At 68.6% G+C, this 24180-nt stretch carries 24 protein-coding genes and 1 tRNA gene; 14 read left to right on the top strand and 11 right to left on the bottom strand.

Annotated features, from left to right (window positions below; translation table 11 throughout):
- Window positions 1-19: 19 nt before the first annotated feature.
- The 3 genes from DPQ64_RS16650 (at window position 20) to DPQ64_RS16640 (ending at window position 2173) form a co-directional block, all read left to right on the top strand.
- Window positions 20-532, top strand: coding sequence for a TspO/MBR family protein (locus DPQ64_RS16650; protein WP_115865432.1), 513 nt, complete (start codon window positions 20-22; stop codon window positions 530-532).
- Between the two features lie 184 nt (window positions 533-716).
- Window positions 717-1118 carry a hypothetical protein gene (locus tag DPQ64_RS16645; protein ID WP_115865431.1) on the top strand — a complete coding sequence of 134 codons (402 nt, stop codon included), beginning with the start codon at window positions 717-719 and terminating at the stop codon, window positions 1116-1118.
- 302 nt (window positions 1119-1420) lie between these two features.
- Complete coding sequence (locus DPQ64_RS16640; protein WP_157971759.1) at window positions 1421-2173, top strand: CPBP family intramembrane glutamic endopeptidase; 753 nt, start codon at window positions 1421-1423, stop codon at window positions 2171-2173.
- Window positions 2174-2214: 41 nt separating this feature from the next.
- Here DPQ64_RS16640 and DPQ64_RS16635 read toward each other — a convergent pair whose 3' ends face one another.
- From DPQ64_RS16635 to DPQ64_RS16620, 4 genes are all read right to left on the bottom strand, one after another.
- Entirely contained in the window at window positions 2215-2931 is a 717-nt protein-coding gene (locus DPQ64_RS16635) for a CPBP family intramembrane glutamic endopeptidase (protein ID WP_115865429.1), read from the bottom strand.
- 288 nt (window positions 2932-3219) lie between these two features.
- Complete coding sequence (locus DPQ64_RS16630) at window positions 3220-4362, bottom strand: citrate synthase/methylcitrate synthase (RefSeq protein ID WP_115865428.1); 1143 nt, start codon at window positions 4360-4362, stop codon at window positions 3220-3222.
- A 107-nt stretch (window positions 4363-4469) separates the two neighbouring features.
- Window positions 4470-5711: an RNA-guided endonuclease InsQ/TnpB family protein gene (locus DPQ64_RS16625; protein ID WP_115865427.1), complete on the bottom strand. Its 1242-nt coding sequence runs from the start codon at window positions 5709-5711 to the stop codon at window positions 4470-4472.
- Between the two features lie 123 nt (window positions 5712-5834).
- Window positions 5835-5919: transfer RNA gene (locus tag DPQ64_RS16620), tRNA-Ser, on the bottom strand.
- A 101-nt stretch (window positions 5920-6020) separates the two neighbouring features.
- Here DPQ64_RS16620 and DPQ64_RS16615 point away from each other — a divergent pair.
- From DPQ64_RS16615 to DPQ64_RS16605, 3 genes are all read left to right on the top strand, one after another.
- Window positions 6021-6971 (top strand): AAA family ATPase, encoded by a 951-nt coding sequence (locus DPQ64_RS16615; RefSeq protein WP_115865426.1) that lies wholly within the window; start codon window positions 6021-6023, stop codon window positions 6969-6971.
- Between the two features lie 6 nt (window positions 6972-6977).
- Window positions 6978-7424, top strand: coding sequence for a hypothetical protein (locus tag DPQ64_RS16610; protein ID WP_157971758.1), 447 nt, complete (start codon window positions 6978-6980; stop codon window positions 7422-7424).
- A 62-nt stretch (window positions 7425-7486) separates the two neighbouring features.
- Entirely contained in the window at window positions 7487-7684 is a 198-nt protein-coding gene (locus tag DPQ64_RS16605) for a hypothetical protein (protein WP_115865424.1), read from the top strand.
- 702 nt (window positions 7685-8386) lie between these two features.
- Here the strand turns inward: DPQ64_RS16605 and DPQ64_RS16600 are convergent.
- The 6 genes from DPQ64_RS16600 to DPQ64_RS16575 all read right to left on the bottom strand — a co-directional run bounded on the left by DPQ64_RS16600 (window position 8387) and on the right by DPQ64_RS16575 (window position 15883).
- Window positions 8387-8890, bottom strand: a complete 504-nt coding sequence (locus DPQ64_RS16600; protein WP_115865423.1) for a DUF7519 family protein — start codon at window positions 8888-8890, stop codon at window positions 8387-8389.
- The gene (locus tag DPQ64_RS16595; protein ID WP_115865422.1) at window positions 8887-10164 is read right to left on the bottom strand and encodes a DUF58 domain-containing protein; all 1278 of its coding nucleotides are present in this window, start codon (window positions 10162-10164) and stop codon (window positions 8887-8889) included. Before DPQ64_RS16595 ends, DPQ64_RS16600 begins: the two co-directional genes overlap by 4 nt.
- The gene (locus tag DPQ64_RS16590; RefSeq protein ID WP_115865421.1) at window positions 10161-11060 is read right to left on the bottom strand and encodes a DUF308 domain-containing protein; all 900 of its coding nucleotides are present in this window, start codon (window positions 11058-11060) and stop codon (window positions 10161-10163) included. The genes DPQ64_RS16595 and DPQ64_RS16590 overlap by 4 nt, the downstream gene beginning before the upstream one ends.
- Window positions 11057-12001 carry a DUF4129 domain-containing protein gene (locus DPQ64_RS16585; protein WP_115865420.1) on the bottom strand — a complete coding sequence of 315 codons (945 nt, stop codon included), beginning with the start codon at window positions 11999-12001 and terminating at the stop codon, window positions 11057-11059. Before DPQ64_RS16585 ends, DPQ64_RS16590 begins: the two co-directional genes overlap by 4 nt.
- 127 nt (window positions 12002-12128) lie before the next feature.
- Window positions 12129-13844 carry a hydantoinase B/oxoprolinase family protein gene (locus DPQ64_RS16580; protein ID WP_115865419.1) on the bottom strand — a complete coding sequence of 572 codons (1716 nt, stop codon included), beginning with the start codon at window positions 13842-13844 and terminating at the stop codon, window positions 12129-12131.
- Window positions 13841-15883 carry a hydantoinase/oxoprolinase family protein gene (locus tag DPQ64_RS16575; RefSeq protein ID WP_115865418.1) on the bottom strand — a complete coding sequence of 681 codons (2043 nt, stop codon included), beginning with the start codon at window positions 15881-15883 and terminating at the stop codon, window positions 13841-13843. The genes DPQ64_RS16580 and DPQ64_RS16575 overlap by 4 nt, the downstream gene beginning before the upstream one ends.
- Window positions 15884-16104: 221 nt before the next feature.
- On the opposite strand from DPQ64_RS16575, the gene DPQ64_RS16570 reads away from it, so the two are divergent.
- From DPQ64_RS16570 to DPQ64_RS16540, 7 genes are read left to right on the top strand one after another with little or no spacing between them, the layout of a single operon-like run.
- Entirely contained in the window at window positions 16105-18357 is a 2253-nt protein-coding gene (locus tag DPQ64_RS16570) for a type II/IV secretion system ATPase subunit (protein WP_115865417.1), read from the top strand.
- Between the two features lie 50 nt (window positions 18358-18407).
- On the top strand, window positions 18408-20279 hold the full coding sequence (locus DPQ64_RS16565) for a type II secretion system F family protein (RefSeq protein ID WP_115865416.1): 1872 nt from the start codon (window positions 18408-18410) through the stop codon (window positions 20277-20279).
- Window positions 20276-21136, top strand: a complete 861-nt coding sequence (locus tag DPQ64_RS16560) for a DUF7289 family protein (protein WP_115865415.1) — start codon at window positions 20276-20278, stop codon at window positions 21134-21136. The genes DPQ64_RS16565 and DPQ64_RS16560 overlap by 4 nt, the downstream gene beginning before the upstream one ends.
- Window positions 21137-21188: 52 nt before the next feature.
- Entirely contained in the window at window positions 21189-21785 is a 597-nt protein-coding gene (locus DPQ64_RS16555; RefSeq protein WP_198662172.1) for a DUF7266 family protein, read from the top strand.
- A complete protein-coding gene (locus tag DPQ64_RS16550; protein ID WP_115865414.1) occupies window positions 21782-22462 on the top strand; it encodes a DUF7263 family protein in 681 nt (226 codons plus the stop codon). The genes DPQ64_RS16555 and DPQ64_RS16550 overlap by 4 nt, the downstream gene beginning before the upstream one ends.
- A gap of 10 nt (window positions 22463-22472) precedes the next feature.
- Window positions 22473-22949 carry a DUF7262 family protein gene (locus DPQ64_RS16545; RefSeq protein WP_449272265.1) on the top strand — a complete coding sequence of 159 codons (477 nt, stop codon included), beginning with the start codon at window positions 22473-22475 and terminating at the stop codon, window positions 22947-22949.
- Window positions 22946-23563: a DUF7261 family protein gene (locus DPQ64_RS16540; protein WP_232820612.1), complete on the top strand. Its 618-nt coding sequence runs from the start codon at window positions 22946-22948 to the stop codon at window positions 23561-23563. The genes DPQ64_RS16545 and DPQ64_RS16540 overlap by 4 nt, the downstream gene beginning before the upstream one ends.
- Here DPQ64_RS16540 and DPQ64_RS16535 read toward each other — a convergent pair.
- Window positions 23560-23766 (bottom strand): ATP-binding cassette domain-containing protein, encoded by a 207-nt coding sequence (locus DPQ64_RS16535; RefSeq protein WP_115865413.1) that lies wholly within the window; start codon window positions 23764-23766, stop codon window positions 23560-23562. The genes DPQ64_RS16540 and DPQ64_RS16535 overlap by 4 nt on opposite strands.
- Before the next feature lie 48 nt (window positions 23767-23814).
- Between DPQ64_RS16535 and DPQ64_RS16530 the strand changes: the two genes are divergently transcribed.
- Entirely contained in the window at window positions 23815-24003 is a 189-nt protein-coding gene (locus DPQ64_RS16530; RefSeq protein ID WP_394338837.1) for an FAD-binding oxidoreductase, read from the top strand.
- Window positions 24004-24180: the final 177 nt, after the last annotated feature.

Genomic DNA, 24180 nt, shown 5'->3' with positions numbered 1-24180 from the left:
GCGACGCGTACGTCGGACAATGAGCGTCCTCGACGCGTTCCGTTCGTCTGACGGTGGCCCGTCCATCACCTGGCCCGCGCTGCTCGGGAGTATCATCGTCTGCGAACTCGCGGGCATCGTCCCCTCGATACTCACCGCCAGCGACGTGGCGACGTGGTACCCGACGCTGGCCAAACCCGGGTTCACGCCGCCGAGCTGGCTGTTCGGTCCGGTGTGGACAACGCTGTACCTGCTGATGGGCGTGGCGCTGTATCTGGTCTGGCAGAGTGGCCCGGGACGCCCCCGGCGGATCGCGCTCGCGCTCTTCGGCGTCCAGTTGGCGCTCAACGCCGGGTGGACGCTGGTGTTCTTCGGCGCGCACTCGCTGTTCGGCGGGTTGGTCGTCATCCTCGCGCTGCTGGCGGCCATCGTCGCGACGATGGCCGCCAGTAGGCGCGTCGACCGTCGGGCCGTCCCGCTGCTGGTTCCGTACCTGCTCTGGGTCGGGTTCGCCACCCTCCTCACCTACGAGATCTGGCGGCTCAACGCGTGAGCGTGGACTGACGGTCTCCTTGACTCGACCGGCCAGAAAAGACCGACTGGCTCTGCGGTAGCGCGAGGTATCGCGAGCTTACCCGCTGCCGGAAACCGACAACGACCGCCTGAATCCGCGACACGCGGCCTTATCCGCGCTTTCGCGGTCTATAACAAAGGACGGGAATCGCGTCGTCGGCGACGTGTCGAACAGTTCGGCTCCGGAGGCGTACGCCGTCGGCGGCGGGCGATTCGCGGTCGGTGCGGACCGTGCCTCGCTGCTCGTCGTGCTGGTCGCGGGCAAGCTCCTCGACGCGGTCAGTACCGTGACCGTGCTCGCGCTCCGCGACGACGTGTACGAGTCGATGTGGGTCACGCGAACGCTGATGGAGCACCTCGGGATGATCCAGGGCAATCTGGCCACCCTCGTCATCGCGGTGGTGGGGGTCGTCCTGCTGGCCGAAAGCGGCGCGGTCGTCTCGCGGCTCGCGCCCGACGGCTGGGCCCCGGACGGCTACCCGGTGGCGTTCCGGGTGGTCACTTACTGCTCGGCGGGGGCGTGGTACGGCTTCCTCGGCGTCCACAACTTCTCGCTGCTGTTCTGACGGTATAGGATTTCTTTGGAGTCGGTGAAGAAATCGGCGTTACGTCTTGGGACGACGAGTAACAGATTTGCGGGAACCACCCAGTGTCTGTCAGATGTGACTTGCCGAGTACAGAGATTGAACACGGCAGGGTCTCTCGGACGGTACACGTCGATACTGAGGCTGTGTCGTCCCCACGACGAACGTAGCTCCTGGCCCGACAAGCGCTACCGACCCTGAGAACGCATCAGATGCTCCGGTCAGACAGCTCGAATCCCAGAAGGAATATTTATCCCAACCGACGATTTCACTCCCCAATAGGGATGATTCCTGATACGTTATCCGCCTCTCGTCCGAACCGGTCCTCCGAACAGGCGGGAACGGTTTCCCCGCTCTCTGCACTCGGTCGCTGGTGGCTTTTGGCGGCACTCCTGCCACTGCTGTTGACCGTGGTCGTCATCGGAGGGAGCTATGCGATGACTGGTGGTGAAGATCCCGGGATCCCGCAGTTCCCGATGCTCGTCTACGGCGTCGCGAACGTCGTGGTCGTCGGTGCTGTGTATCTGGACTTCGACCGAGAGGTCTGGCTGGCGGCCGCTCCATTCCGTCGCCCAGCAAGACGCGAGGTTGGGGCCGGACTCGTCGCCACTGCACTCGGGATTCTGTTCGGCTGGCCCCTCACGACGCTTCTTGCGGAGGCTATCGGCGTCGCTCGATACACGGTTCCCTCGTTCACCGGCTCGATCGGAACTGTCACTGTTTTCCTTACCGCTGTCGTCGTTGCGCCTATCGCCGAAGAGATCTTGTTTCGTGGCGTCTTCCTCGGTCTGTTGCTCGAACGGAGTGATAGCCCAGTCGTCGCTGGAGGGAGTTCACTGCTGATTTTTGCCGGACTGCACGTGTTCACCGCGGGACTCGGTGGGGTGATCAACGCCTTCGTGCTCGGACTGTTGTTGACATATTTACGTCTGCGCTTCGACAACCTCGTCGGCGCGTGGCTGATGCACCTGTTGAACAATCTACTGGAGTTTTTGATTGGCCTGTCACTGCTTCCCTCGCTCTACGCGCTGTCGTAGCTGATCCGGTTTCCACCACCAGAGGCCGTTACTCGGTGGGATCAGGCAATTCCGAGGGCGACGACGACGAGGTAGCTCCAGATGTTATTGATGAAGTGTAGTAGCCAGGCCCCCGTGAGATTGTTGAACCGAAGACGCAACAGCGTCGGAAAGATCGCCCAAGAGGCGGTGGCGACGACGCCCGCCACGCCCAATATCGCGACGTGGATTGCCCCGAACGTGAGAATCGTCACTCCACCTGCTAGCAGGGGAGAGAGGCCGCGACCGAGCAAACTACCGAGCAGTACACCACGGAACAGGATCTCCTCGGCTATCGGGGCGACGATTACAGCTCCGAACACGACCGCTCCGACGACAACTGGATCTGTGAGCCCGTACTCGTAGCCGCCGAGAGAAAGGCCAGCAGCCTGTGCCAGGGACGCACCGCCGAGATACGCGGCCGACCCGAGCGGGAAACAGATGAGCGTCCAGTTGAGTTCACTTCGAGACGGGCGGCGAAAGCGGAACGCAGCGGCTCGCTCGCGGTCGGAAAGCAGGTAGTAGATTGCCCCGACGGCGAATAGCGATGCGACTCCGTACATGACGTTTTTTGCTGCGTCGCTCGGTTCAGGGATCCCGACGTAGCCGCTATAGACGATCCCGATGGCGATGCTTAGTGGCACCGGGAGTGCGGCGGCAACGAAGCTGCGGACCAGTCGATCGTCCAGTGGCGACGTCGTGCGAGCCAACGCCCGCTCCGGGAATCGTTCTGAGAGCATGATTGGGGGATGCTGGCAGATAAGAAATAATAATCGTTCCGATATATGTCGGAAAGGCGTTACGGGGCGCGAGTGCGACGTACTCCTCGATTCTACACCTCGCTATTTTTAGATACTGCCGTGCGAGACGGGCACCCTGCTTTCAGTACAGCGCGTCAACAGTAACTGGTAGTAGGCTGGCCAATACGGTCGCACCACGTGCCGAGCAGAACTGCCGGCTCAGTTTCGGACTACTGACTAAATACGAAAAACGCCCGACAGACTACTGCGAAAGACCCAACTGGCCCGCTATCGGTCGTCGATACCGGTCCACGTCCGGCCCGTCTCGCCGACGTACTTGCTCCGGGGACGGATGAGCCGGTTGTCCTCGAGCTGTTCGAGCGCGTGGGCCGTCCAGCCGCCCGACCGCGAGATGGCGAAGATGGCCGAGAAGAGTTCACGCGGGATGCCGATGCCGTGGAGCAGGACTGCGGTGTAGAACTCGACGTTCGTGTTGAGGTCGAGCCCGGGCTTGTGTTCTTCGAGCAGGTCGACGCCCGCCTGCTCGGCCTCGCGAGCCGACTCGAAGAAGTCGGAGTTGCCGCTGTCGGCGTAGAACGACTCGGCCGCGTCCGAGAGCACGGCCGCGCGGGGGTCGCGCACGTCGTACACGCGGTGGCCGAAGCCCATCAGGCGCTCGCCGGATTCGAGGATCTCCTCGATGTAGTCCTTGGGGTCGCCCGACTCGTGGATGTCGAGCAGCATCTCCAGCACCGGACCGGGCGCGCCGCCGTGGAGCGGTCCCTTGAGCGCGCCGATTGCGCCGGTGACTCCCGACACCACGTCCGACTCCGTGGAGACGATGACCCGCGAGGTGAACGTCGAGGCGTTCAGCCCGTGGTCGATGACGGAGTTGAGGTACGTCTCCAGCCCGCGGACCTCGTCGTCGCTGGGCTCCGAACCGGTGAGCATGTAGAGGAAATTGGCGGCGTGGCCGAGGTCCTCGTTCGGCTCGACGGGCTCCTCGCCGTTGCGGAGCCGCCAGTACGCGGCCGCGATAGTCGGTAGCTGCGCGACGACGATCCGGGAGTCGAGTTCCGGGTCCTCGGACTCGCCGGGTTCTCGCGCGAGGCTGGATGCCGCGGCCCCCATCCGCAGCGCGTCCATCGCGGGCACCTCCCGCTCGGCGGCAACTTCGAGCACCGCCATCGTCTCGTCCCGGATGGTCCGCCGGGCGGCGAGTTCGTCACGGAACGTCTCGAGTTCCTCGCCCGTGGGCAGGCGGTCGTTGTAGAGCAGGTAGAGCGTCTCCTCGTATGCGGCGTTCGGCGCGAGCTCCTCGACCGGGTAGCCGCCGATGGTGAGTACCCCGTTCTGTCCGTCGATGGTACTCAGCCGAGTTTCGGCCACGGTGATCCCTTCGAGACCCTTGTGGACGGTGTCGTCTGCCATATCCCGTAACTTCTCCCGGACCGTAAATAATACCTTTTATTCGCTGGCAAGTCGCGATGTCGGGCATCCCTGTCGAGGTCGATTTGGAGAACACCGAGGAGGAGATATCAACTGTCTACAAGGGACTTGTCCGCGAACTCAGCACCGCGCTCGTCGGGGTAAGAGACGAATCCCTCGTTCGGCGTCAGAGTTCCGGACTTGAGGGCACATTGACTGGCACCCGTCCGCAGCGACGACTGTTGGCCGCGGCGGACACAGCGCAGCCCGACGTTTTTCGCCGCATTGTAGTCGGCGTTGGCTTCGTTTCCACACTTCTCACACTGGAAGTGGTCACGCCGGGGTCGATTCCGTCTAGACGTGTGACTGCATTTGGAACACCGCTGGGAGGTGTACTCCGAACGCACTTGCACCGTCTCGATATCTCGATCTTTTGCCTTGTACGCCACGTACTCGTAGAGTCGCCGAAACGCCCAGAGATGGAACCAGTTCGCTTTCGGAACGTTCTCTCGAATGTCGGTAAGATCCTCAAACGCAATAATCGTACAATCGTACCGCCGAGCTTCGGTGACCAGATTCTTGGCGACGCGATGGAGATAATCCCGAACATATCGCTCTTCGCGCTCGCCGACCTGTTTCAGCGTTCGACGTGCACTCCGCGTTCCTTTTTGTTGGATCCGTCCGCGGCGTTTCTCGAACTGCCGCCGTTCGTGGTCGAGTTTCCTGCCCGAGAGGAATTTAGCCGTGCTCGTCACTGCGAGGTTTTCGACGCCGAGGTCGACCCCGAGAACCGTTCCGTTCTCGGCGGTCTTCTGGTCGTTCGTAGTCGGTCGACGGAATCCGAGATGAAGGAAGAATTCGCCGTCGCGTACGGTCAGTGTACTCTCGGTCAACTCCCACGAACTGTCTTCGAGGTAGTTGAACTGGTACCCGTCCGGATCGGCCGGGAGCGCGAGATCGCAGCGAACACGGCTCTCGACGGTCGTCAGCGACACCGAGTAGTCGTCGAACAGTGTCATCGTTCGTGAGTCGTACCGGACTGTCGGAGCCGTGAACTGGGGCTTCGAGGGTCGAGTTCCCTTCTCGCGCTGTTCGAGACAGGTCGAGATAGCCTCTGAAACTTGGTGAGTGGCCAAAATAGCGTGTTGACTGCCGAGATTGGTCTTAGCCCGGATGTCATCGTAAGCAAGCGATTGGATTGCGCGTTTGTCCTCGCAGGAGTCCCACGCGAGGTTCGTCGCTATCTGACATCCCTGCCGCCAGTGGTCTATCGTCTCTTCGAGGAGTTGGCGATCGTCCTCGGTAACTTCGAGTCGGGTGATCGCGGTTCGATGATCGAAGTCCTCGGCCACGGCCAACTTTTTGGCACGACCACATTTGACTATTTCGACTATCGGCGGCCCGCCGGTTAAATGTTGGAATTTATACAATTTTTAACCATCAAAAACCAAGCTAAGAGGTTCGTGAACGGGAAACGCCGAGGAGGAGATTCGAACTCCTGTGTCCGTAAGGACAGTTGCTCTCGAAGCAACCGCCTTGGCCAGGCTAGGCTACCTCGGCTCGTTTCGCCGTAGTCCCCGTTGCGTCTTAGGGATTTCGATTCAGGGTGCAGTAGTAAGTCAACCGTCACCTTCAAGCGGGTCCCCCGACCGGTGTAGGACATGGACGTACGCGAGGCGAACGAGCAGTCCGAAGCCGTGCTCGATGCCATCGGAAACGCGGTCGTCGCAGACCGGGAGTTCCTCGAAACCGTGCTGCTGGGCGTCATGGCCAGCGGGCACGTCCTGCTGGAGGACGTCCCCGGCACCGGGAAGACGCTGACCGCCCGGAACTTCGCGTCGGCGCTCGGCCTCTCGTTCTCGCGGGTGCAGTTCACCCCCGACCTGCTGCCCGCCGACGTGACCGGCACGCACGTGTTCAACGAGGACGACGGGACGTTCGAGTTCAGCGAGGGCCCAATCTTCGCCAACGTGGTGCTCGCCGACGAGATCAACCGCGCGCCGCCCAAGACCCAGGCTGCCCTCCTCGAAGCGATGGAGGAGGCGCAGGTCACGGTCGACGGCGACACTCACGAACTCCCCCAGCCCTTTTTCGTCATCGCGACGCAGAACCCCGTCGAGCAGGAGGGGACCTTCCCGCTGCCCGAGGCGCAGGTCGACCGCTTCGCCGTCAAGTCCTCCATCGGCTACCCCGACGTGGACGGTGAGTACGAACTCCTCCGGCGGCGCGCCGGCCGCTCCGCTCAGAGTCCCTCCGTGGGGACGGTGCTCGACCCCGAGCGCGTGACCGACCTCCGAGAGGTGCCCGAGACGGTCCGGGTGGACGACGACCTGCTGGAGTACATCGCCAACGTCGCCCGCGAGACCCGCGAGGACCGCCGGGTCGAGGTCGGCGTCTCCCCGCGCGGGACCCAACGCCTGTTCGAGGCCGCGCGGGCCTACGCCGCGATGTGCGGCCGGGAGTTCGTGACCCCGGACGACGTGAAGCGCGTCGCCCATCCGGTGTTGACCCACCGCATCGTGCTCACGCCGGACGCGCAGGTGAACAACGTCCCGAAGTCCCGCGTCGTCGACAAGGTGCTCGACGACGTGCCGGTACCGACGGTGGAGTAGGACAGCGTGGCCTCCAGACGGTCGTTCCTCGCCGCAGGCGTGTCGGGGCTGCTCGCGGCCAGCGCTGGCTGTCTCGGCGTTCTCGACGGTCTCGACTCGTCGCCGCCGGACCCCCTACTGCAGGACATCACCGTCCGAAACGTGGACGACGAATCACACACGGTCGAGTTCGCGCTCGACCGCGACGGCGAGCAGATTCTCGACGCCACGTACGAACTCGGCCCGCGGAACTTCGAGGACGGAGGACCTGACCACCTCGCAGCCGTCGACGACGCGTGGGAGTCACCGCAGGGGACGTTCACCGCCCAGATTCGCGTCGACGGCGGGGACCGCGTCGAGTTCCGACTGGACGACTCCGTGGGCCCCGCGACGCCGTACCGGTACGAGATCCGCGTTCTGGAGGGCGGCGAGGTGTCGGGATGGCTCTCGGAACTCGAAACCACGACGCCGTAGGCCAGTTTCACTTTCACTCCGGATGGCTCGGGTTTACATAAGCTCCGGGAACAGTCCGAATCATGGATGCAGACGAATCGAGTGCGAAGTCGGCGACAGAGGGGGAGGCCGAGCAGCGTGACGGGGAGGCCAAGCAGCGCGAGGGCGATCGCGAGCAGGACGACGAACCGGACCTCGGTGATCTCGACCCGAACGCGGAGGAACAGGCCCGACGCGTCGAGCGACAGCTTCGGCGGATTCAGCGCGAAATTCGGGGGTAATAATCCGATTTTCTGTTACTTTTGCGCCGTTCGCTCTTTCTGTATTCTGGACGTAGCTAGCGCTCTCGTGGATATTGTAACCGTCGGCGCGCGAGAGAAGAGCGCGGCGCGGAGCGCCGCGATAAGCGAGCGGTGAAACCGCGAGCAACGCGCGCGAGGGACGAGCGAACGGAGTGAGCGAGGCGGCTGGGGAGGACGAGGTTGCGGCGACTCGTATGCATCGGCAGTAGCTAGTGTAGAAGTCCCCGAAATGAAAGTGAAGGGGGATTTTGAAGCTAGCTACTGCCGAGGCATTTGAGAGACCGCACAGCACCGGCAGAGCAAGGCTCTGCCGAGCCTGCATTCGCTTCGCTCGTGCAGACACCGCAGCCGCGACAGCCAAGTCCTCCCCAACCGCTTGCGTTGCTCCCTGCGGTGCGCTACTTAGCCCTCGCACGTTTTGCGCGCCGCACGAGAGCGCCGTCAGCGCACGCGCTGACGAACCTCGCCTCGTTTCACTCGTCGAGACGCCGTGGGCGCACAGCTCCCACGAGCCTCGGCTCGCGACGCTCGCCGAGACGCCGCGCAGCGCGCGCCGGCTGGAATGTGAAAACCAGCGCACGCCGATTGGAAATTCACCGGTGCATGTCCCGTTGTTCAACATCCCCACGCACGTACCACCCGAAGAAATCAGTAAGCGACGCGAAGCGGGAAAATCGCGGGTCAGTTCCGGAGTGCGGAGGTCAGCACCACGACCGCGAGCAGGAGGAAGACGAGCGCGGTCACCGGCTGGCCGCCCGACGCGAACAGGTAGATGCCGTAGCCCAGCCCGCCAGCCCCGACAGCGACCACCGTGCTCGCGGCCGCGTGGGTCGCCTCCAGCTGGAACGTATCAGCTTCCCTACCCAGCTGCTCGCCCACGTTGATGGCCTGCTCGCCGAGGTCCCACGCCAGCACGGTCGCCATCACGCCCGGCAGGAGCAGATACGGCGCGCCCGAAGCGAGGCCGCCGACGAGCGCGCCGACCAGCAGCGCCACCGAGCCGAGGGTGATGGCGCGCCGCGAGCCCCGGAGTACGCCCGCGAGGACGAGCACGAAGCCGGTGCCGGCTCCCGCGAGTCCCAGCGAGGACGTGAGCGCGCTGGTGCCAGCCGCGAGGCCGGCCGCGGTGATCGCCAGCGCCGACGAGAGCATGGCGGGCGACCGGTCGATCTCGCGGGCGCTCATGCGCTCGCCCTCCTGACGCGGGCTGTCCGCGCAAGTGCGACGCCGAACGCTTCGTCGGTGTCCCAGTCGACGACACGGACGCCGCTCGACCGGAGCGTCGAGATGCGATGCTTGCGCTGGGTCCGGGCGAACCGCTGGCCCGGCGTCCCCGTGGCCGTCGGGTCGGGGCTCACGACGGTCACGAGGTGGCCCTGTGCGTCGAGCCGCCGGGAGACTTCCGCGCCGAAGTCGTCGCACAGCGGCGTGACGAACACCACCTGCGATGACGGGGGCAGGCGCTTGCGGAGCGCCTTGAGCCGCGTGGTCGGGTAGAACATCTCCTCGGAGGGGACCGGGGAGAACGTCGGGTGGGTCGCCAGCAGGTCGCGGGCTCGGGCCTTGTGGTCGTGGCCCGACCCCGGCGAGAGCCAGCACGTCTCGGGGCCGAGCGAGGCCAGTCCCACGCGGTCGCCCGCGTCGAGGAGCTTCGTCAGCATCTTGCCCGCGGCGTCGACGCCGAACTGGACCGCGTTGCGCTCGTCGTCCTCGCGGGCGAGGTAGGCCTTCTCGCGGGTGTCGACCAGCACGACCACGCTGGCTGCCCGCTCTTCGCGGAACTCGACCGTGGTGAGGTCGCCCGTGCGCGCGAGCCGGTTCCAGTCCACCCGCGAGAGCGGGTCGCCCCGCCGGTACTCCCGCGTGGCGTGGAACTCCACGCCCGACCCGCCCACGTCGGTCGTGACGCGACCGGTGTACTGGGTGGTCTGGGCGCGCAGCGGCACGTCCACGGTGGTCCCGAGCTTCGGCACGCACCGCAGGGCGGTCTCGCACTCGACCTCGGCCTCGACCTCGGTCGCGCCGCTGAAGTCCCGCGCGACGACGGTCACGGGGTCGAACTCGTGGTCGCCCCGCTCGGCCGTCACGGTGTACGAGAGCTGGGCGGCCTTGCCGGGCCGGAGCGCGGTCCCGAGCCGCGCCGACCCGCTGCTCACGGGCAGGGCGTCGGTCACGCCATCGACGATGCGGAGGTCGGGCAACATCGCGTCGCCGACGTTCTCGACGCGCAGTCGGACCGTGACCTCGTCGCCCGGCAGCGGCTCGTCGTCGCTCACGGTCCGGGTCACGTCGAGCGAGACGTCCGGGGCGCTCGCAGTCCGGGCGTACGCCGCGAACGCGACGCCGACCACGCCCGACAGCAGGACGAGCGGTCGATTGAACATCACGCCGAGCGCGCCCGCGAGCAGCGCGACCGCGCTGACGCCGCGCCACCGGTTGGTCGGTCGGATGGAACTCACGCATCGACCCTCCGCTCCCCGTCGGACTGGTCGCGGTTGGACCGTTCGGGGTCCCACCGGTCGGCGTTGGACTGATCGGGGTCGCTCTTCGCATCCGACTCGCCGCCGCGTCCCGGACGACTGCCGCGTTCGGCTCGACCGTCCGTCCCCTCCGCGGCCGCGTCCGGCGGCGAAGCCGCGGCTTCGCCGCCGGACGCGGCCACGGAGGACGTGTTCGAGGACGAAGAGTTCGAGGAGGACCCATCGTCGCCGGTCGCCCCGTGGTCGGAATCGTCTTCGTCGGAACTGCCTTCGCCGATAGCTCCCTCATCGGAGTCGTCCTCGTCCGCGACGACGTCCGCCGCGCGGGCCACGGCGTCGGCGGTCCGGCGGACGCGGAACTGGAACGACGACTGGGCGCTGGCCGCCAGCTTCAGCCGGTCGAACAGCGGCGGGCTCGGGGCCGCCGAGCCGCCCAGCAGCGCCGCGGCGTGAACGTCGTCAGTCCACGAGCCATCCTCGATGAGTTCGCCCGCGGCCTCGCGCGAGCAGTTCTCGCGGTCGGCGACCGCGGTGATCGCGGCGTCTTCGAGCGTCTCGCGGAGGTCCGCCCGCTCGCGGATGAGCACCCGGCGGGGACCCGACCGGAGGCTGGCGACCGTCTCGTCGAACTCGTCGCCGGGCGTCGGCATCGTCTCGACGGTCTCCACGTCGGGCGTCTCGGCACTGCGGATCTCGCTGCGCTGTCGGGCGCGAGCGACCCGGAGCCCTTGGACCAGCGCGATCACGCCGATGAGTAGCACTGCGGCGTAGTCGACGCCGATGGTGGCAGCCAGCCCGGGCTGGACCACCATCAGCACGCCCAGCGCGACCGCGGCGATCCCGACGGTCGTCAGGACGGGGTGGTCGTCGTTCATACCTCGTCCTCCGCGTACTCGCGCTCGATTCGCCGGAGCGCGTCGAGCGCCCGGCGCTCGCGCTCCTCGGTCGCCGACTCGCCGCCGTAGCGCACCGCCTCGAACAGCGAGGTGAGCTCTTCGACGTCCTCGCGGGCCATCCCGGCGTCGACCGCCGCGGCGGCGAACTCCGCGGGCGTGCTCGACTCGGGGTTCGACACGCGGAGGTGCTCGGTCATCTCGCGCCACGCCCGGAACACCTCGTTGTCCACGTCGGTGCTCGACTCGATCCGGTCGGCGGCCTCGCCCGCGGCCCGGCCGACCGCGGCCACGTCCTGCTCGGGCTCGGGTTCGGGAGCCGGCTCTTCGTGGTCGGGGTCGTCGCCGCTGGAGGAGACGAACAGCAGCGCGACCGCAGCGAGCAGCGCAATGGCTAGTCCGGCCATCAGGAGGAACGAGGGGTCGGTGACGCTCGTCCCAGTGCCGCTCCCCGGTGCGCCGCTTCCGCCGTCGGGGACGACCGACATGTTGCCCGCGTCGAACAGCGAGTTGCTGGCCTCGGGCGCAGGCAGGCTACAGAGCGTGAGTAGCGAGTGGACGAACAGCACGGGGATGCCCACGGGCCCGACGAAGGCGATCACGCCGAGCGTTCCGACCTTCCTGTAGGCGACGTAGGCTCCGAGCGCGAAGGCGCCGAGGATGGCCGCGATGGCCCACCACTCGTCGAGGACGGGATAGCACGGGAAGTCCATCGACAGCCCGCCGGCCTCCGCGGACTGGTTGCCAAGTGCGAACTCCGGCTGTTGACCGCCCGGCGAGCCGGCGTCGGGGCTCGCCGGGCCGAAGCCGAAGCCGCCGGAATCGTCCATCACGACTGTCGAGTCGAGCGTCGCGGCGGCCAGCCCGAGGGCGACGACTGCCAGCAGCGCGAGGGCGACCGGTCGTACGGTTTCGCGGTCCACGAGGTGAGGTAGCAGGATTGATAACTTAGGGGTTCCGCCTCTTCCCCGAGATTCGATTTCGTTTCTCGGTGTTTCGCCCGGAATAGTTCGGTCTCTTTTCGTGCCGTAACGTTGACCCGCCCTTCACTCACTCCTCTTCGGTCACCTTCCCGTCTGCGCGGTCGCGCTCTCTCGCCTCAGCATCCCGATTCTCGGGTTCACCGTGACCGCCGCCGCCGGGCGTCAGCACCGACACGGTCGTCCCGGCCGGAACTTCCACCGTTTGCTTCGCGCCGACGCGCTCGCCGTCGACGCGGTTCTCGCCGAGCGCGCCGGGCTCGCCGCCAGCCAGCCCCTGCGGCGCGCGTCGCCGGCGCTCGGTGAGCAGCGAGACCGTCGCGTCGGTCTCGACCGTGACCGTCCGCTCCAGTCCGAGACCACCGCGGAACGCACCGTCGCCACCGCTGTCGGGGCGGAGCGCGTAGCGGACGACCCGCAGCGGGTACTCGGCTTCGAGGGCTTCGACCGGCGTGTTGAGCGTGTTGGTCATCCCGACCTGCACGCCGTCCATGCCGTCTTTCGTCGAGCGCGCGCCGAACCCGCCGCCGATGGTCTCGTAGTAAGTGAACGCGCCGCCGTTCTCCTCACCCTCGGAATCACTGCCACTCTCCACACCCCTGGAACCACTGCCACTCTCCGCATCCCCGGAACCACCGCGGTTCCCGATGATCAGGTTGTTCATCGTCCCCTGACCCGCCGCGGGGACGCGCTCCGGCACCCCGTCGGCGAGCGCGCGGAACACCACGTCGGTCACGCGCTGGCTGGTCTCGACGTTGCCCCCGACGACCGCGGCGGGCAGCGCGGGATTCAGCAGACTTCCCGCGGGCGCACGGACCTCGACGGGATCGTAGCAGCCGCGGTTCGGCGGAATCTCGGGGTCGGTGACACAGCGGACCACGAAGTACACCGCGCTCTTGGCGACCGCGAGCGGGGCGTTCAGGTTGCCCGGCACCTGCTCGGCCGTGCCCGCGAAGTCGACCGCGAGCGAGCAGCCGTCGATCTCGACCGTCGCCTCGACAGGGATATCGTCGTCGCTCACGCCGTCGCCCTCCAGCACGTCCCGAGCGCGGTACTCGCCGTCCGGCAGGGCCGCGAGTTCGCTCTCGACGCGTTCGCGCGAGTAGTCGATGACGGCGTCGAACGCCTCGTGCAGTCGGTCGCCGTGGTCGGCGAGCAGTTCGCCGAGTCGCTCCTCCGCGCGGTCGTTGGCGGCCAACTGAGCTCGGAGGTCGGCCCGGCGCTCGTCGGGCGTCCGGACGTTGGCGAGCAGGAGGTCGCGCACGTCCTCGTTCACCTCGCCGTCCGCGACCAGCCTGACCGGCGGGATCCGCAGGCCCTCTTGGTACACCTCGCGGGAGTCGGCGGGCATGCTGCCCGGCGTCATCCCGCCGACGTCGGCGTGGTGGGCGCGCGAGACCGCGTAGCCGATGATGTCGCGTTCCTTGGACGCGCTCGCGCCGGAATCGGCAGTCGGCGATTCCGGCGCGAGCGCGGACACCAGCGTCACGTCCGGCAGGTGGGTGCCGCCCGCGAAGGGGTCGTTGACGACGAACGTGTCGCCGGGCTCGGGGTCGAGTTCCAGCACGCTCTCGACGGCCTCTGGCATCGCGCCGAGGTGGACCGGAATGTGCTCGGCCTGCGCGACCATCCGGCCCTCGGCGTCGAACAGCGCGGTCGAGCAGTCCTGTCGCTCCTTGACGTTGGGCGAGTACGCCCCGCGAATCAGCACCTGTCCCATCTCCTCGGCGACGCTTTCGAACTGGTTGCGGAGGATTTCCAGTTCCACGGGGTCCAGCGAGGTCATGACTCGCCCCCGTCGTCGTCGGATTCGAGCACTAGCGTTCCGTCGGCGCGCACCTCGGCTCGCCAGCCCGGCGGAACGACCACGGTGCTGTCGGCCTGCTCGCAGATGGCCGGTCCCGCGACCGTCCGACCGGCAGCGAGCCCCGCCCGGCGGTACACCGGCGTCTCGCGGACCGCCTCGCCGAAGACGGCCTCGCGCTCGCCGGTCCGGGCTTCGCCCTCGGCGGCGTACGCGACCGCGGGCGTCTCGCGCGCGACCGTCGCGCGGACTCGAAGCCCCACGATTTCGACCGCCTCGTCCATCCGGTAGCCGTACGCCGTCTCGTGGGCCGCGTGGAACCGCTCGGCGACGGCCTCGGGGTCGAAGCGCTTGCCAACCTCCACGGTCAGCTCGAAGCTCTGGCCGGCGTAGCGGAGCTCCGCGCGACGGTCGAGATCGGCCATCGCAGGCTCGCGCAGGTCCTCGCGCGCCTCGCCGGCGAGGCGCGCGAGGACCTGCGCGACCGCGTCCGGGTCCACGTCGTCGAGCGGTGCGCGGTAGGTCCGGACTGCGTCGCTGGTCTCGTCGGCCGCGAGCAGGCCGAACGCCGACAGCACCCCGCAGGCCCGCGGGACTACGACTCGGCTCACGTCGAGGCGGTCGGCCAGCGCGGCGGCGTGCATCGGTCCCGCGCCGCCGAACGCCGCCAGCGCGAAGTTACGCGGGTCGTGGCCGCGCTCGACCGTGACCGCGCGGATGGCCCGCGTCATCGCGGCGTTCGCCACGCGGTAGACCCCGCGGGCCGCCTCGGTCGGTCCCGAGAGCCCGGCGCACTCGGCGAGGTCGGCGAGCGCCTCGCGGGCCGCCTCGGCGTCCAGCGAGAGGTCGCCACCGAGCGCGGTGTCGTCCCCGAGGTAGCCCAGCACGAGGTCGGCGTCGGTGACGGTAGGTTCGGTTCCCCCGCGGCCGTAGCACGCCGGGCCGGGGTCCGCGCCCGCCGACTCGGGACCCACGCGGAGCGCGCCGCCCGCGTCCACCCGCGCGACGCTCCCGCCGCCCGCGCCCACGGTCGTCACGTCGACCATCGGGACGCCCACGGGCCGGCCGCCGATCTCGGCCTCGGTCGTGCGCTCGACCTCCCCGTCCCGGACGAGGCTCACGTCGCTGGAGGTCCCGCCCATGTCGAAGGTGACGAGGCCGGACGTGTCGGCGGCTTCTCCGGCGGGCTCGCTCACCGCGGGGTCCGCCGTGGCGCTCGCGCCGACGACGCCCGCGGCGGGCCCCGAGAGGCAGGTCGTCACGGCGCGCTCGCGGACGGTTCCGGCGTCGGCGATGCCGCCGTTCGACTGCATCACCAGCGGTGCGGGGAGTCCGGCGTCGCGGGCGCGCTCGACCAGCCGGCCGAGGTAGTCGTCGATGGTCGGCGCGACGTAGGCGTCCACGGCTGTCGTGGCGGTGCGTTCGTACTCCCGGAACGCCGCGAGCACCTCGTGGGACGCCGAGACGGGCGCGTCGAGTTCCTCGCGCAGGATTTCGGCGACCCGGCGCTCGTTCTCCGGGTGGGCGTACGCGTGGAGCAGCGACACCGCCACGCTCTCGGCGTCCGCGGATCGGATTTCGTCGGCGAGATCGCGGACTGCCCGCTCCTCGACCTCGCGCTCGATTCCCTCCGTCGTCGCGCGCTCGGCGACCTCGAAGCGCCTGCGCCGGGGGACGATGGGGTCGGGCTGGTCGGCGTCGAGGTCGTACAGCGCGGGGCGGTCCTGTCGGCCGATCTCCAGCACGTCGCGGAATCCCTCGGTGGTGACGAGCGCGGTCGTCGCGCCAGTCTCTTCGAGGAGTGCGTTGGTCGACACCGTCATCGCGTGCGAGAACGCGTCGACGGACTCGGGATCGAGATCGGCCGTCTCGCAGGCCCTCCGGACGCCCGCCAGGACGCCTTCGCTTTGGTCGTCGGTGGTCGGGACCTTCGCGGTGACGAGGCGGTCCTCGGGAGTCAGGAGGACCACGTCGGTGAAGGTGCCGCCCACGTCCGCGCCGACGCGGATCCGGTCGGTCACGACGGCCGTCCTCCGCGGAGACGATGACTGTGACGGTCGTTCGTGTCGCGGTGACTCATAGGTTCCAACTCTCGCCTAGGGAGGTAATAGCTGGCGCTTGCGGAAGCGGTGGGGGCTAGCGATTGCGGAAATCCCGTGGCTGGAGACTCCGGCCGCGCAGTTCCGGCCCCGAAACGGCCCTAACTAAAAATTTAAATACGAAAGCGGAACGAAAAATTCGCATGAGCGAGACGACGCCGAGCGGGAATCGAACCGGCGCGACCGGGCCGCCGAGAGTGCCGTCGCCGAAACCGCCCGACGATCCCGACGCGTGGTACGCCGAGGAGGTCCGCGCGCAGTACGAACTCCACCCCGACGTGGTGGCGACCGTCGTGGAGACCGACGACGGGTTCGACTACCGCGTTCGAGAGCCAGTGCTGTCGCCCGCGGGCCGGGACGCGCTCGACCGCGTGGAGAGCCACTTCGGCGACGCCAACCTCGCGCGGCCGCTGACGCGCGAGGGCGCGAACGAGCGCATGACCGCCGGATTCGACCCGAAGTACCGTCGCATCGTCGACCGGTTGACCGACCTGCCGCCGGGCGCGCGGCGGCGCGTCGAGTACTACGCGCTGCGGAATCTCCGGTGTCTCGGCGCACTGACCCCGCTCGCGCTCGACGACGACATCGAGGTGGCTGACGCCGCGGGCGAGACGCTCGTGGTCCACACCGACGACTACGCGCCGGCCGACACCCGGGTCCCAACCGACGCCGACTATCTGGAGCGGTTCGCCAGCGAGCGCGTCGAGACCCACATCGTCGAGTTCCGGGAGTTCCGGATACCGGTAGTCATCTATCGCGAGCACCTGCTGGCCAACGACTCCTTTACGACGAAGTACGCGGTCCAGGAGCCCGATTTGTTGCCCGGCGACGAGGCACTTATCGAGGAGTGCAAAGATCGCATCTGGGAGACCAACGTCGACGGCGTGGTCGAGGACCGCGCGGGGTTCGTCCGCGAGCGCGCCCGGACCTTCCTCTCTCGGCGGCTCACCGCGCGCAACACCCGAGCGTGGGTCGACGCGGTGACCTACCGCGCCCGGACCGCGCTCGCCGAGTACGATCTGGCGGTCCCGCCGGTCGACCACCGGTTCTCGACCGACCGGCTGTCGGATCTGGTGTACTACGTGATGCGGGACTTCGTCGGTCATGGCAAGCTCACGATTCCCATCCGAGACGACCTGCTGGAGGACGTGGAGGCGAACCGCGTCGGCGAGCGCATCAAGGTGGTGCCCCGCGGACGGGCGATCGGCCACGGCGAGCGCGTGCCGACCAACCTCACCTTCGAGGACGAGGCCGCGTTCGCCAACGTCGTGACGGGGATGGCCGCCAGCGACGGCACGGAGCTCAACGCCTCGAATCCGAGTGCGAAGGTGAACCTCCGACCTGACGGCGTACCCGGGGGGACGACCATCCGCGCCGCGGTGGCACTCGGGGTCATCAGCGAGGACGGCCCGCACATCTCCATCCGCAAGCAGGCTCCCGAGGCGATGACCCCCGTCGACCTGCTCGACTCGAACAGCCTCTCGACCGAGATCGTCACCCTGCTCTGGCAGGCGTACGAACACCACGGCGTCGTGCTGTTCGCGGGGCCGACAGGTGTTGGAAAAACGACACTTATGAATGCGCATATGCCATTTATTCCCTACCGCGACCGGCCCATCTCCATCGACGAGGGCTCGCGGGAGGTCAGGCTTCCCCACGAGACCGGCGTCTCGCTCACCACGCGCGACCACGAGAGCGACTACAAGCGCGTCACGATGGCCGACCTCATGACCGAGTGCAACTACCTCAACCCAGACGTGGAGGTCATCGCCGAGATCAACACGCCCGCGAGCTTCCGGACCTTCGCCGAGAGCCTGAACACGGGCCACGGCATCGTCGGCACGACCCACGCCGAGGACGTGGAGAAACTCGTGAATCGCGTGGTCGAGCAGGACCTCCCGCTCCACCTCCTCCGGGAGATCGACCTCGTGGTGTTCCCCCGGAAGGTCGACGGCGACCGGTACGTCGGGGAGGTGGTCGAACTGCTCTCGCAGTCCGAGTACGAGGAGTTGGCGGGGTCGGGGGCGAACGCCGCAGAAACGAGTAGCGCGCGCCGCGGAGCCATCCAGAAGGACGACGCCACGGTGTACTGGAACACGGTCGCGCGGCGGGACACCGACGGCGAGTACCGGATGGCGTACGACCATCCGCGGCTGAGCGATGGCGAGGGATCGGAACGAGGGACGGATCTCCGCCACCGCTTCTTCCATCGGTTGGCCGAGCGCACGGACCGGTCGGTCGAGGAAGTCGAGAACGAGTTCCACCGCAAGCATGGCTACGTGCAGTATCTCGAACAGGAGGGGACGGACGACTTCGCGGACCTATTCGAGTTCCTGTCGGACTTGCAGACGAACGAGGCCGCGACGGTCGAGCGGGCGAAGCGGGGTGAAGTGTGACGGTTACAGACAGACCCGAAGCCGTAGACGCGGACGTCGGGGCGAGTCAGATGCGTTCGCTCTCGGTCCTCGACCGCGCGCTCTACGCGCTGTTCTCCAGACACGCCGACAGCGACCACCACGACGCCGACCGGAAGCGCTACCGCGCGACCGATGTCTCCACGAGCTTCGACGTGTTCCTCGCCAGAACGTACGGCCTGTCGTGGCTGGCGTTCGCGCTCGCTGCCGGCTGGACGTTCGCCGTCGCGCTCGCGCTCCCGGACGCCACGGTCGCGGCGACAGTGGGATTCGTCCGCCGGGGCGTCCCCGGTCTCGAGATCGTCACGTTCCCGTACCTCTCGCGGACCGCGCTCGCGGCGCTCACGGGGCTCGGGGTCGGACTCGCCGGGAAACGCGCCACGGTCGCGCTCGGCGGGCGCTACCTCCAGTGGGCCGCGAGCGCGCGCCAGTCGAGCATCGAGGCGACGCTACCCGGCGCGGTGCGATACCTCCACGCGCTCTCGTCGGGGAGCGACGACGACGCGGCCATGCTCCGGAAGGTGGCCGACCGCCGGGGAGCCTACGGCGAGACGGCGGTCGCCTTCCGCACGGCGCTCAACAAGGCCACGCTGACCGGGAGCCTCGACGAGGGCCTGCGACTCGTGGCCCGGGACACTCCCTCGCGGGACGCGCTCGCGCCGTTCCTCGTGAAGTTCCGCGAGCACGCCGCACAGGGACCGGACGCGCTCGACCAGTACCTCCAGATGGAGAGCCGGATGCTGAGCAACCGGCAGGCTCGCTCGCGCGAACAGGCCAGCGACTTCCTCGAACTGCTCGCGGAGATGTTCGTCGTCCTGCTCGTGTTGCCCGCGCTGCTGGTCATCATCGTCACCGTGATGAGCGTGCTCTCACCCGGCCTGAGCGCGCCGACCGCCACGCCGTTCGGCACCACGTCTGTTCGCGCGCTGCTGGTCTACGGGAGCGCGGCGTTCATCCTCGTCGTCGGCGGGGTCGCCGCGCTCGTCGTCGAATCGCTCCGGCCGCCCGACCAGTCCGGGCCGAGCTACGAGCGACCGGAGAGCGCGCTCGCCACGCTCGCGACCGCGTTCCGGAACCCCGCGGGCGCGCTGGTGGTATTCGCCCCGATTGCGGCCTTGCTCGGCGTCGGCCTCGGCGCGGTCGGCTATCGCCCCATCGTGGCTGGCCTGCTCGCGTACGTCGCTGCCGCGGTGCCGGTCGGGCTGATCGCCCTCCGGCGGGCGCGCCTCGACGACGCGAAGGATCGGGAGATCAAGGACTTCGTCCACGCGGTGTCGGGCCACGTCAGCCTCGGGCGGCCGTTCCCGACCGCGGTCGAGCGGGTGTCACGCGACGTGGACCTCGGCGCGCTCAACGACGACGTGGCGGATCTGGCGTTCAACGCCAACCTCACGACCCGGGGCGGCGACCTCCAGACCGCCGCGCTCTCGCAGTTCGTCGACCGCGTCGGGACCCCGCTGGCCGACCAGACCATCGGGCTGGTGACGGGCGCGCTCGACGCCGGCGGGGACGCCGAGGCCGTGTTCGAGACGCTGCAGGCCGAGATCGGTCGGCTCTACCACGAGAAGAAAGCCCTGCGGTCGAACATGCTGGTGTACGTCGCCGTGGGGTGGACCACGGCGTTGCTCGTGGTCGGCATCATGGTCGCGATCAACGGCTACGTGCTCGACAGCTTCGCCCAGCTCTCGGCCGTCTCGACTGCGGACGCCGGCGTCGCGCTCGACCCGGACGCTGTGCAGCCTGCGCGCGACCGGTGGCGGTTCTACGTCGTCACGCAGGCCACGATGCTGGCCTGCGGCTGGTTCGCGGGCTACGCCAGCCGGGGTCGCTACGAGGCGCTGCTCCACTCGGGCGCGCTGGTCGGCGTCGCTCACTTCGTGTTCGCGGGGGCTGGGATGATATGAGGCGGAACGACAGCGGTTCCCCCTCCCCGTCCGCTCGCGCCCAGTCGAACCGCAACAGGGACCGCGCCCAGTCGAACGTCGTCGGCGTCGCTATCCTGCTCGGGGTGGTCGTCCTCTCGCTCGGGACGCTGACCGCGGGCATCGGCTCGGTCGTGGACGACAACGCCGCGGCAGCCGACGCCAGCCGGGTCGCGACCGACCTCGACGCGGCGCTCGACCCCGTGGAGGCCACCGGGGTCCACCGCGGTCGAGTGTCGTTCACCGAGGGCCGGCTCCGGACCGTCGAGCGCGACCTCCGGGTGCTGAACGAGTCGGGCGTCGTCCGACCCGTCCAAGTCGACGCGCTCGTCTTCACCGCGGGCGAGCGCCGCGTCGCGTTCCTCGCGGGCGCGGTCGTCCGCGGCCCGCCCGACAACGCCGTGCTGCGGACCCCGCCGCCCATCACCGCCTCGCGAGGAGGTGGGCACGACGGCGATGGGGAGGCCGAAGACGGGACCGAGAGCGGCGTCCTCGTGGTGGGCGCGCCGGAGCTCAACGGCTCCGTCGGCGTCTCGGTGAACGGTGGAGAAGCAGTGGCGGGGAGCAAAGCCGCAGGTAGCGGCGTGGCCGGCGGCTCTGCACTCCTGCAGACGAACGTCTCGCACCACCGGGCGGCGCTCGGCGAGGGAACCTACCGCGTCGCAGTCGAGACCGCGACTCCCGGCGCGTGGCGGCGCTACTTCGAACGCGAGAACGCCACGGTGGCGACCCGGGACTTCGACGACGACGGCGTGGTGAGCGTGGTCGCCAGTTACCCCGGCGAGCGCACGGCGTATCTCGTGGTCCACGACATGCGGCTGGAGGTGCGTCATGGATAGTCGCGGTGTGGATAGTCGCGGTGTGGATAGTCGCGGCGTGGATAGTCGCGATGTGGATAGTCGCGACTGCGTTCACGACCGCGGGCGCGGAGACCTCCGCGCCCGCGGTCGTGAACGCGACTCTCGGGCGGGTGAGCGTGCCTCCACGCCAGCTGACCGGCGTGCCCTCGCGCCGGTCGTCGGGAAGGCGCTGGAGGCCAGCGTGGTCGTCCTCTACGTCGCGCTGCTCTCGACCACACTCTACGGTGGCGTCGTTCCCGAGTACCGGACCGCGGCGGGCGCGGAGGTCGGCGAGCGCGCGCTGGCCGAGTCGGCCCAGCGCGTCCAGCAGGCCGTCCCGGCCGACGCGCGACGAGTGGCGGTTCGACAGCAGGTGACGCTTCCCGACACGCTCGGCGGAAGCGAGTACGACATCCGCGTCGAGGATCGCTCGCTCGTGCTCGACCATCCCGGCGAGGGCATCGGCGGCAGTGTCAGGCTCGCGCTCCCGCCGACGGTCGAGTCGGTGTCGGGCGAGTGGTCGAGCCGCGAGGCCGCGGTCGTGGTGGTCCGGACGAGTTCGGACGGTGACGGGCTCGCGGTCCGACTCGAATCCGAACGTCGGGACCGAGACGAAGCAAGCCCGGACGACGGAGGGAGCGACCGATGAGCCGCGCCCAGATGAACCTCCCCGCGCTGGCGGTCGCGCTCCTCGTGGTGACCACGGTTACGGTGGTGAGCCTCGGGATGGCCGACCGAGCGTACCTGAGCGCCGAGCGCGACGCCGACCAGCGCCGGACCGCGGTCGCGCTCTCGGAGCGACTGGTCGACTCGGAGTCGAGCGTGACCGCGCGGGCGAACGTCCTCGACGCCGAAATCGTCGAGGAAATGAACGCCAGCCGCCTCCGGGCGCAGTTCCCCGTGCTCGGTGAGGAGGTCGACGTTGCGGTCAGGCTCGACGATCAGAATCTCGCGACCGCGGGCGACCCGTCCGGCGGGACGACGATTCGACGGATCGTCCTGGTCGAGGACCGCGAGTCGGTGACGCTGACGCCCTCGGTGTCGCCGGTCGACCCCACGGTGACGCTCCCTCGCCGGTCGCCCCGCGTGGAGATCGCCCTATCGCCGCCCGACGGGACCACCGTCACGGCCGTCCGCGCGAACGACCGCGTGGTCCTGCGGAACGAGTCGGGGCTGGACGGCCGATTCGAGGCCGACCTCTCGCGGTTCGAGACCGCGACCCTGACCGTCGAGACCGACGGCCCGCTCCCCACCGGGACGCTCGACCTGACCTACTTCCCCGCGGAGACGCGGAAGGCCGTCCTGGCGGTGACCGTCGATGCGTAGGAGAGAACCGATGCGGGGCGGGGAACCGACGCGGGAAGAGCAGCCGACGCGGGACGAGGAACCGACGCGGGGCGAGCAGCCGACGCGGAGGGGACAGCTCTCGCTGTCGGTCGTCGAGGCGGGCGTCGGCGCAGTGCTCGTGCTCGCGGTCGCGATGGGGTTCGCGCTCGGCGCGCCCTCGCCAGACGACCGCGCGGCCCAGCTCGACCTGTACGCCGAGGACGCCGCGACCGTGCTCGCCGGCGAATCACCGCGCCACGGCGGGACGACCCGACTCGCGGAGGTCGTGCGCTCGCCCGGCGCGTTCGACCGCGAGCGAGACGCACTCGGCCGGCGGGTGGCCCGCATCCTCCCGGAGAATCTGATGTTCCGCGTCGGGACGCCCCACGGCGCGGTCGGCTTCCGGAAGCCCGCGGGCGTTCCCGTCGGGACCACGACCGTGACCACCGCGCACGGCGACGTGACTATCGAGGTGTGGTACGCGTGACTGGGGAGACGTCCTCAATCGGCGCGCAATCCAACGATAGTCGGTCTGTTGGCCTGCGGTCCGGCGGCGATCCATCGCCGCCGGACCGCAGGCCGACCCGCGAGCGAGCCCAACTCGTGCTCGCCGCGGCCGCGCTGGTCGCGGTGGCGCTCGCGCCGGTGGTGGTCGCGTACCTCCAGCTGGGCTACCACGGCGATTTGACCGCCAGCGAGGAGTACGAGTCGCCGGGAGAGAACGCCGACCGCCTGCTCGCTCGCGCGGTCCACGACGCCGGGAGCGACGCGCCCGCGGACTTCGCGTGGGACGACCGCGATGCCGCGGTCGAGTCGGTCCGAATCGCGCTGGAGCCGAGACTCGACGCCCTGCGGTCCTCGCGCGTCGAGTCGGGGACCGTCTACCGGGTCGGGTACAACCAGTCGGCGGCCGAGGCGTGGCGGGCGGCGAACTGCCCCGGCGGCCCGGACCGGCAGTTCGGCGACTGCAAAGTCCGGCAGGGCGTGGTGATACAGGAGCGCGCCGGTCGAACCCACGTCCTCGCGGTGGCGTTCGACATGCGGGTGATCAGCGAGGACGCGGCGATGGAACGAACTGTGGTCGTTCCGAGCGTCGGTTAAAAGAGTGCGGCGCGGGCGAAGTCAGGACTCCGGAACGCGCTCAGCTCCGAGGGATCGACCTCCTCGGCGGCGTGCTCGGCCGTGATGTGGCCGTTCGAGAGGGTGTACACCCGGTCGGCGACCGTGGCGGCCGACGACACGTCCTGTTCGACCAGCACGGCGGTCTTCCCCGCGGCGTGGATGTCGGCGATGCGGTCGAACATCCGGTCGACGATTTGAGGTGCCAGCCCCGATGATAATCTCGTCGCCAGGTGTCGTTCGCAGACGCCAGACCCGACGCTGACCGACCGACTGGGGCCGCCGAGCACGGCATCGGCGTCGGCAAGCAGTCGTACATGCTCGACGAGCACGGCGAGGCGACCGTCGAGACGATGCGGGCGGTCAAGCAAGCGCTCGACCCCGAGGGCATCCTCAACCCCGGGAAGATATTCCCGGAGTAGCCTCGCCGCGACCGTTCGCGGGCCGACCGAATTACTCCAGCTCGCCGTCAAGCCCCCACTGCTCGGCGCGTTCCTTCGCTTCCTCGCGGGCGCGGTCTCGGATGGCGGCCACCTTCTCCTCGTCGTCGAGGAACGACTCCACGGCGTCGAGCGAACCGCCGCGGGGGGCCGCGGCGG

This window comes from Halorussus litoreus (genome assembly GCF_003382685.1).
Classification (GTDB): Archaea; Halobacteriota; Halobacteria; order Halobacteriales; family Haladaptataceae; genus Halorussus; species Halorussus litoreus.
The sequence above is the reverse complement of the archived record's forward strand: the minus strand, read 5'-3'. Positions and strand labels throughout refer to the sequence as shown.

What these genes read in the sequence shown, in the direction of transcription:
- DPQ64_RS16600 (WP_115865423.1), bottom strand. Translation starts at nt 8,890, where the DNA reads ATGAGCGCCCGCGAGATCGACCGGTCGCCCGCCATGCTCTCGTCGGCG.
- DPQ64_RS16545 (WP_449272265.1), top strand. Translation starts at nt 22,473, where the DNA reads ATGCGGGGCGGGGAACCGACGCGGGAAGAGCAGCCGACGCGGGACGAG.
- DPQ64_RS16535 (WP_115865413.1), bottom strand. Translation starts at nt 23,766, where the DNA reads ATGTTCGACCGCATCGCCGACATCCACGCCGCGGGGAAGACCGCCGTG.
- DPQ64_RS16570 (WP_115865417.1), top strand. Translation starts at nt 16,105, where the DNA reads ATGAGCGAGACGACGCCGAGCGGGAATCGAACCGGCGCGACCGGGCCG.
- DPQ64_RS16605 (WP_115865424.1), top strand. Translation starts at nt 7,487, where the DNA reads ATGGATGCAGACGAATCGAGTGCGAAGTCGGCGACAGAGGGGGAGGCC.
- DPQ64_RS16635 (WP_115865429.1), bottom strand. Translation starts at nt 2,931, where the DNA reads ATGCTCTCAGAACGATTCCCGGAGCGGGCGTTGGCTCGCACGACGTCG.
- DPQ64_RS16565 (WP_115865416.1), top strand. Translation starts at nt 18,408, where the DNA reads ATGCGTTCGCTCTCGGTCCTCGACCGCGCGCTCTACGCGCTGTTCTCC.
- DPQ64_RS16640 (WP_157971759.1), top strand. Translation starts at nt 1,421, where the DNA reads ATGATTCCTGATACGTTATCCGCCTCTCGTCCGAACCGGTCCTCCGAA.
- DPQ64_RS16580 (WP_115865419.1), bottom strand. Translation starts at nt 13,844, where the DNA reads ATGACCTCGCTGGACCCCGTGGAACTGGAAATCCTCCGCAACCAGTTC.
- DPQ64_RS16630 (WP_115865428.1), bottom strand. Translation starts at nt 4,362, where the DNA reads ATGGCAGACGACACCGTCCACAAGGGTCTCGAAGGGATCACCGTGGCC.
- DPQ64_RS16650 (WP_115865432.1), top strand. Translation starts at nt 20, where the DNA reads ATGAGCGTCCTCGACGCGTTCCGTTCGTCTGACGGTGGCCCGTCCATC.
- DPQ64_RS16615 (WP_115865426.1), top strand. Translation starts at nt 6,021, where the DNA reads ATGGACGTACGCGAGGCGAACGAGCAGTCCGAAGCCGTGCTCGATGCC.
- DPQ64_RS16560 (WP_115865415.1), top strand. Translation starts at nt 20,276, where the DNA reads ATGAGGCGGAACGACAGCGGTTCCCCCTCCCCGTCCGCTCGCGCCCAG.
- DPQ64_RS16550 (WP_115865414.1), top strand. Translation starts at nt 21,782, where the DNA reads ATGAGCCGCGCCCAGATGAACCTCCCCGCGCTGGCGGTCGCGCTCCTC.
- DPQ64_RS16590 (WP_115865421.1), bottom strand. Translation starts at nt 11,060, where the DNA reads ATGAACGACGACCACCCCGTCCTGACGACCGTCGGGATCGCCGCGGTC.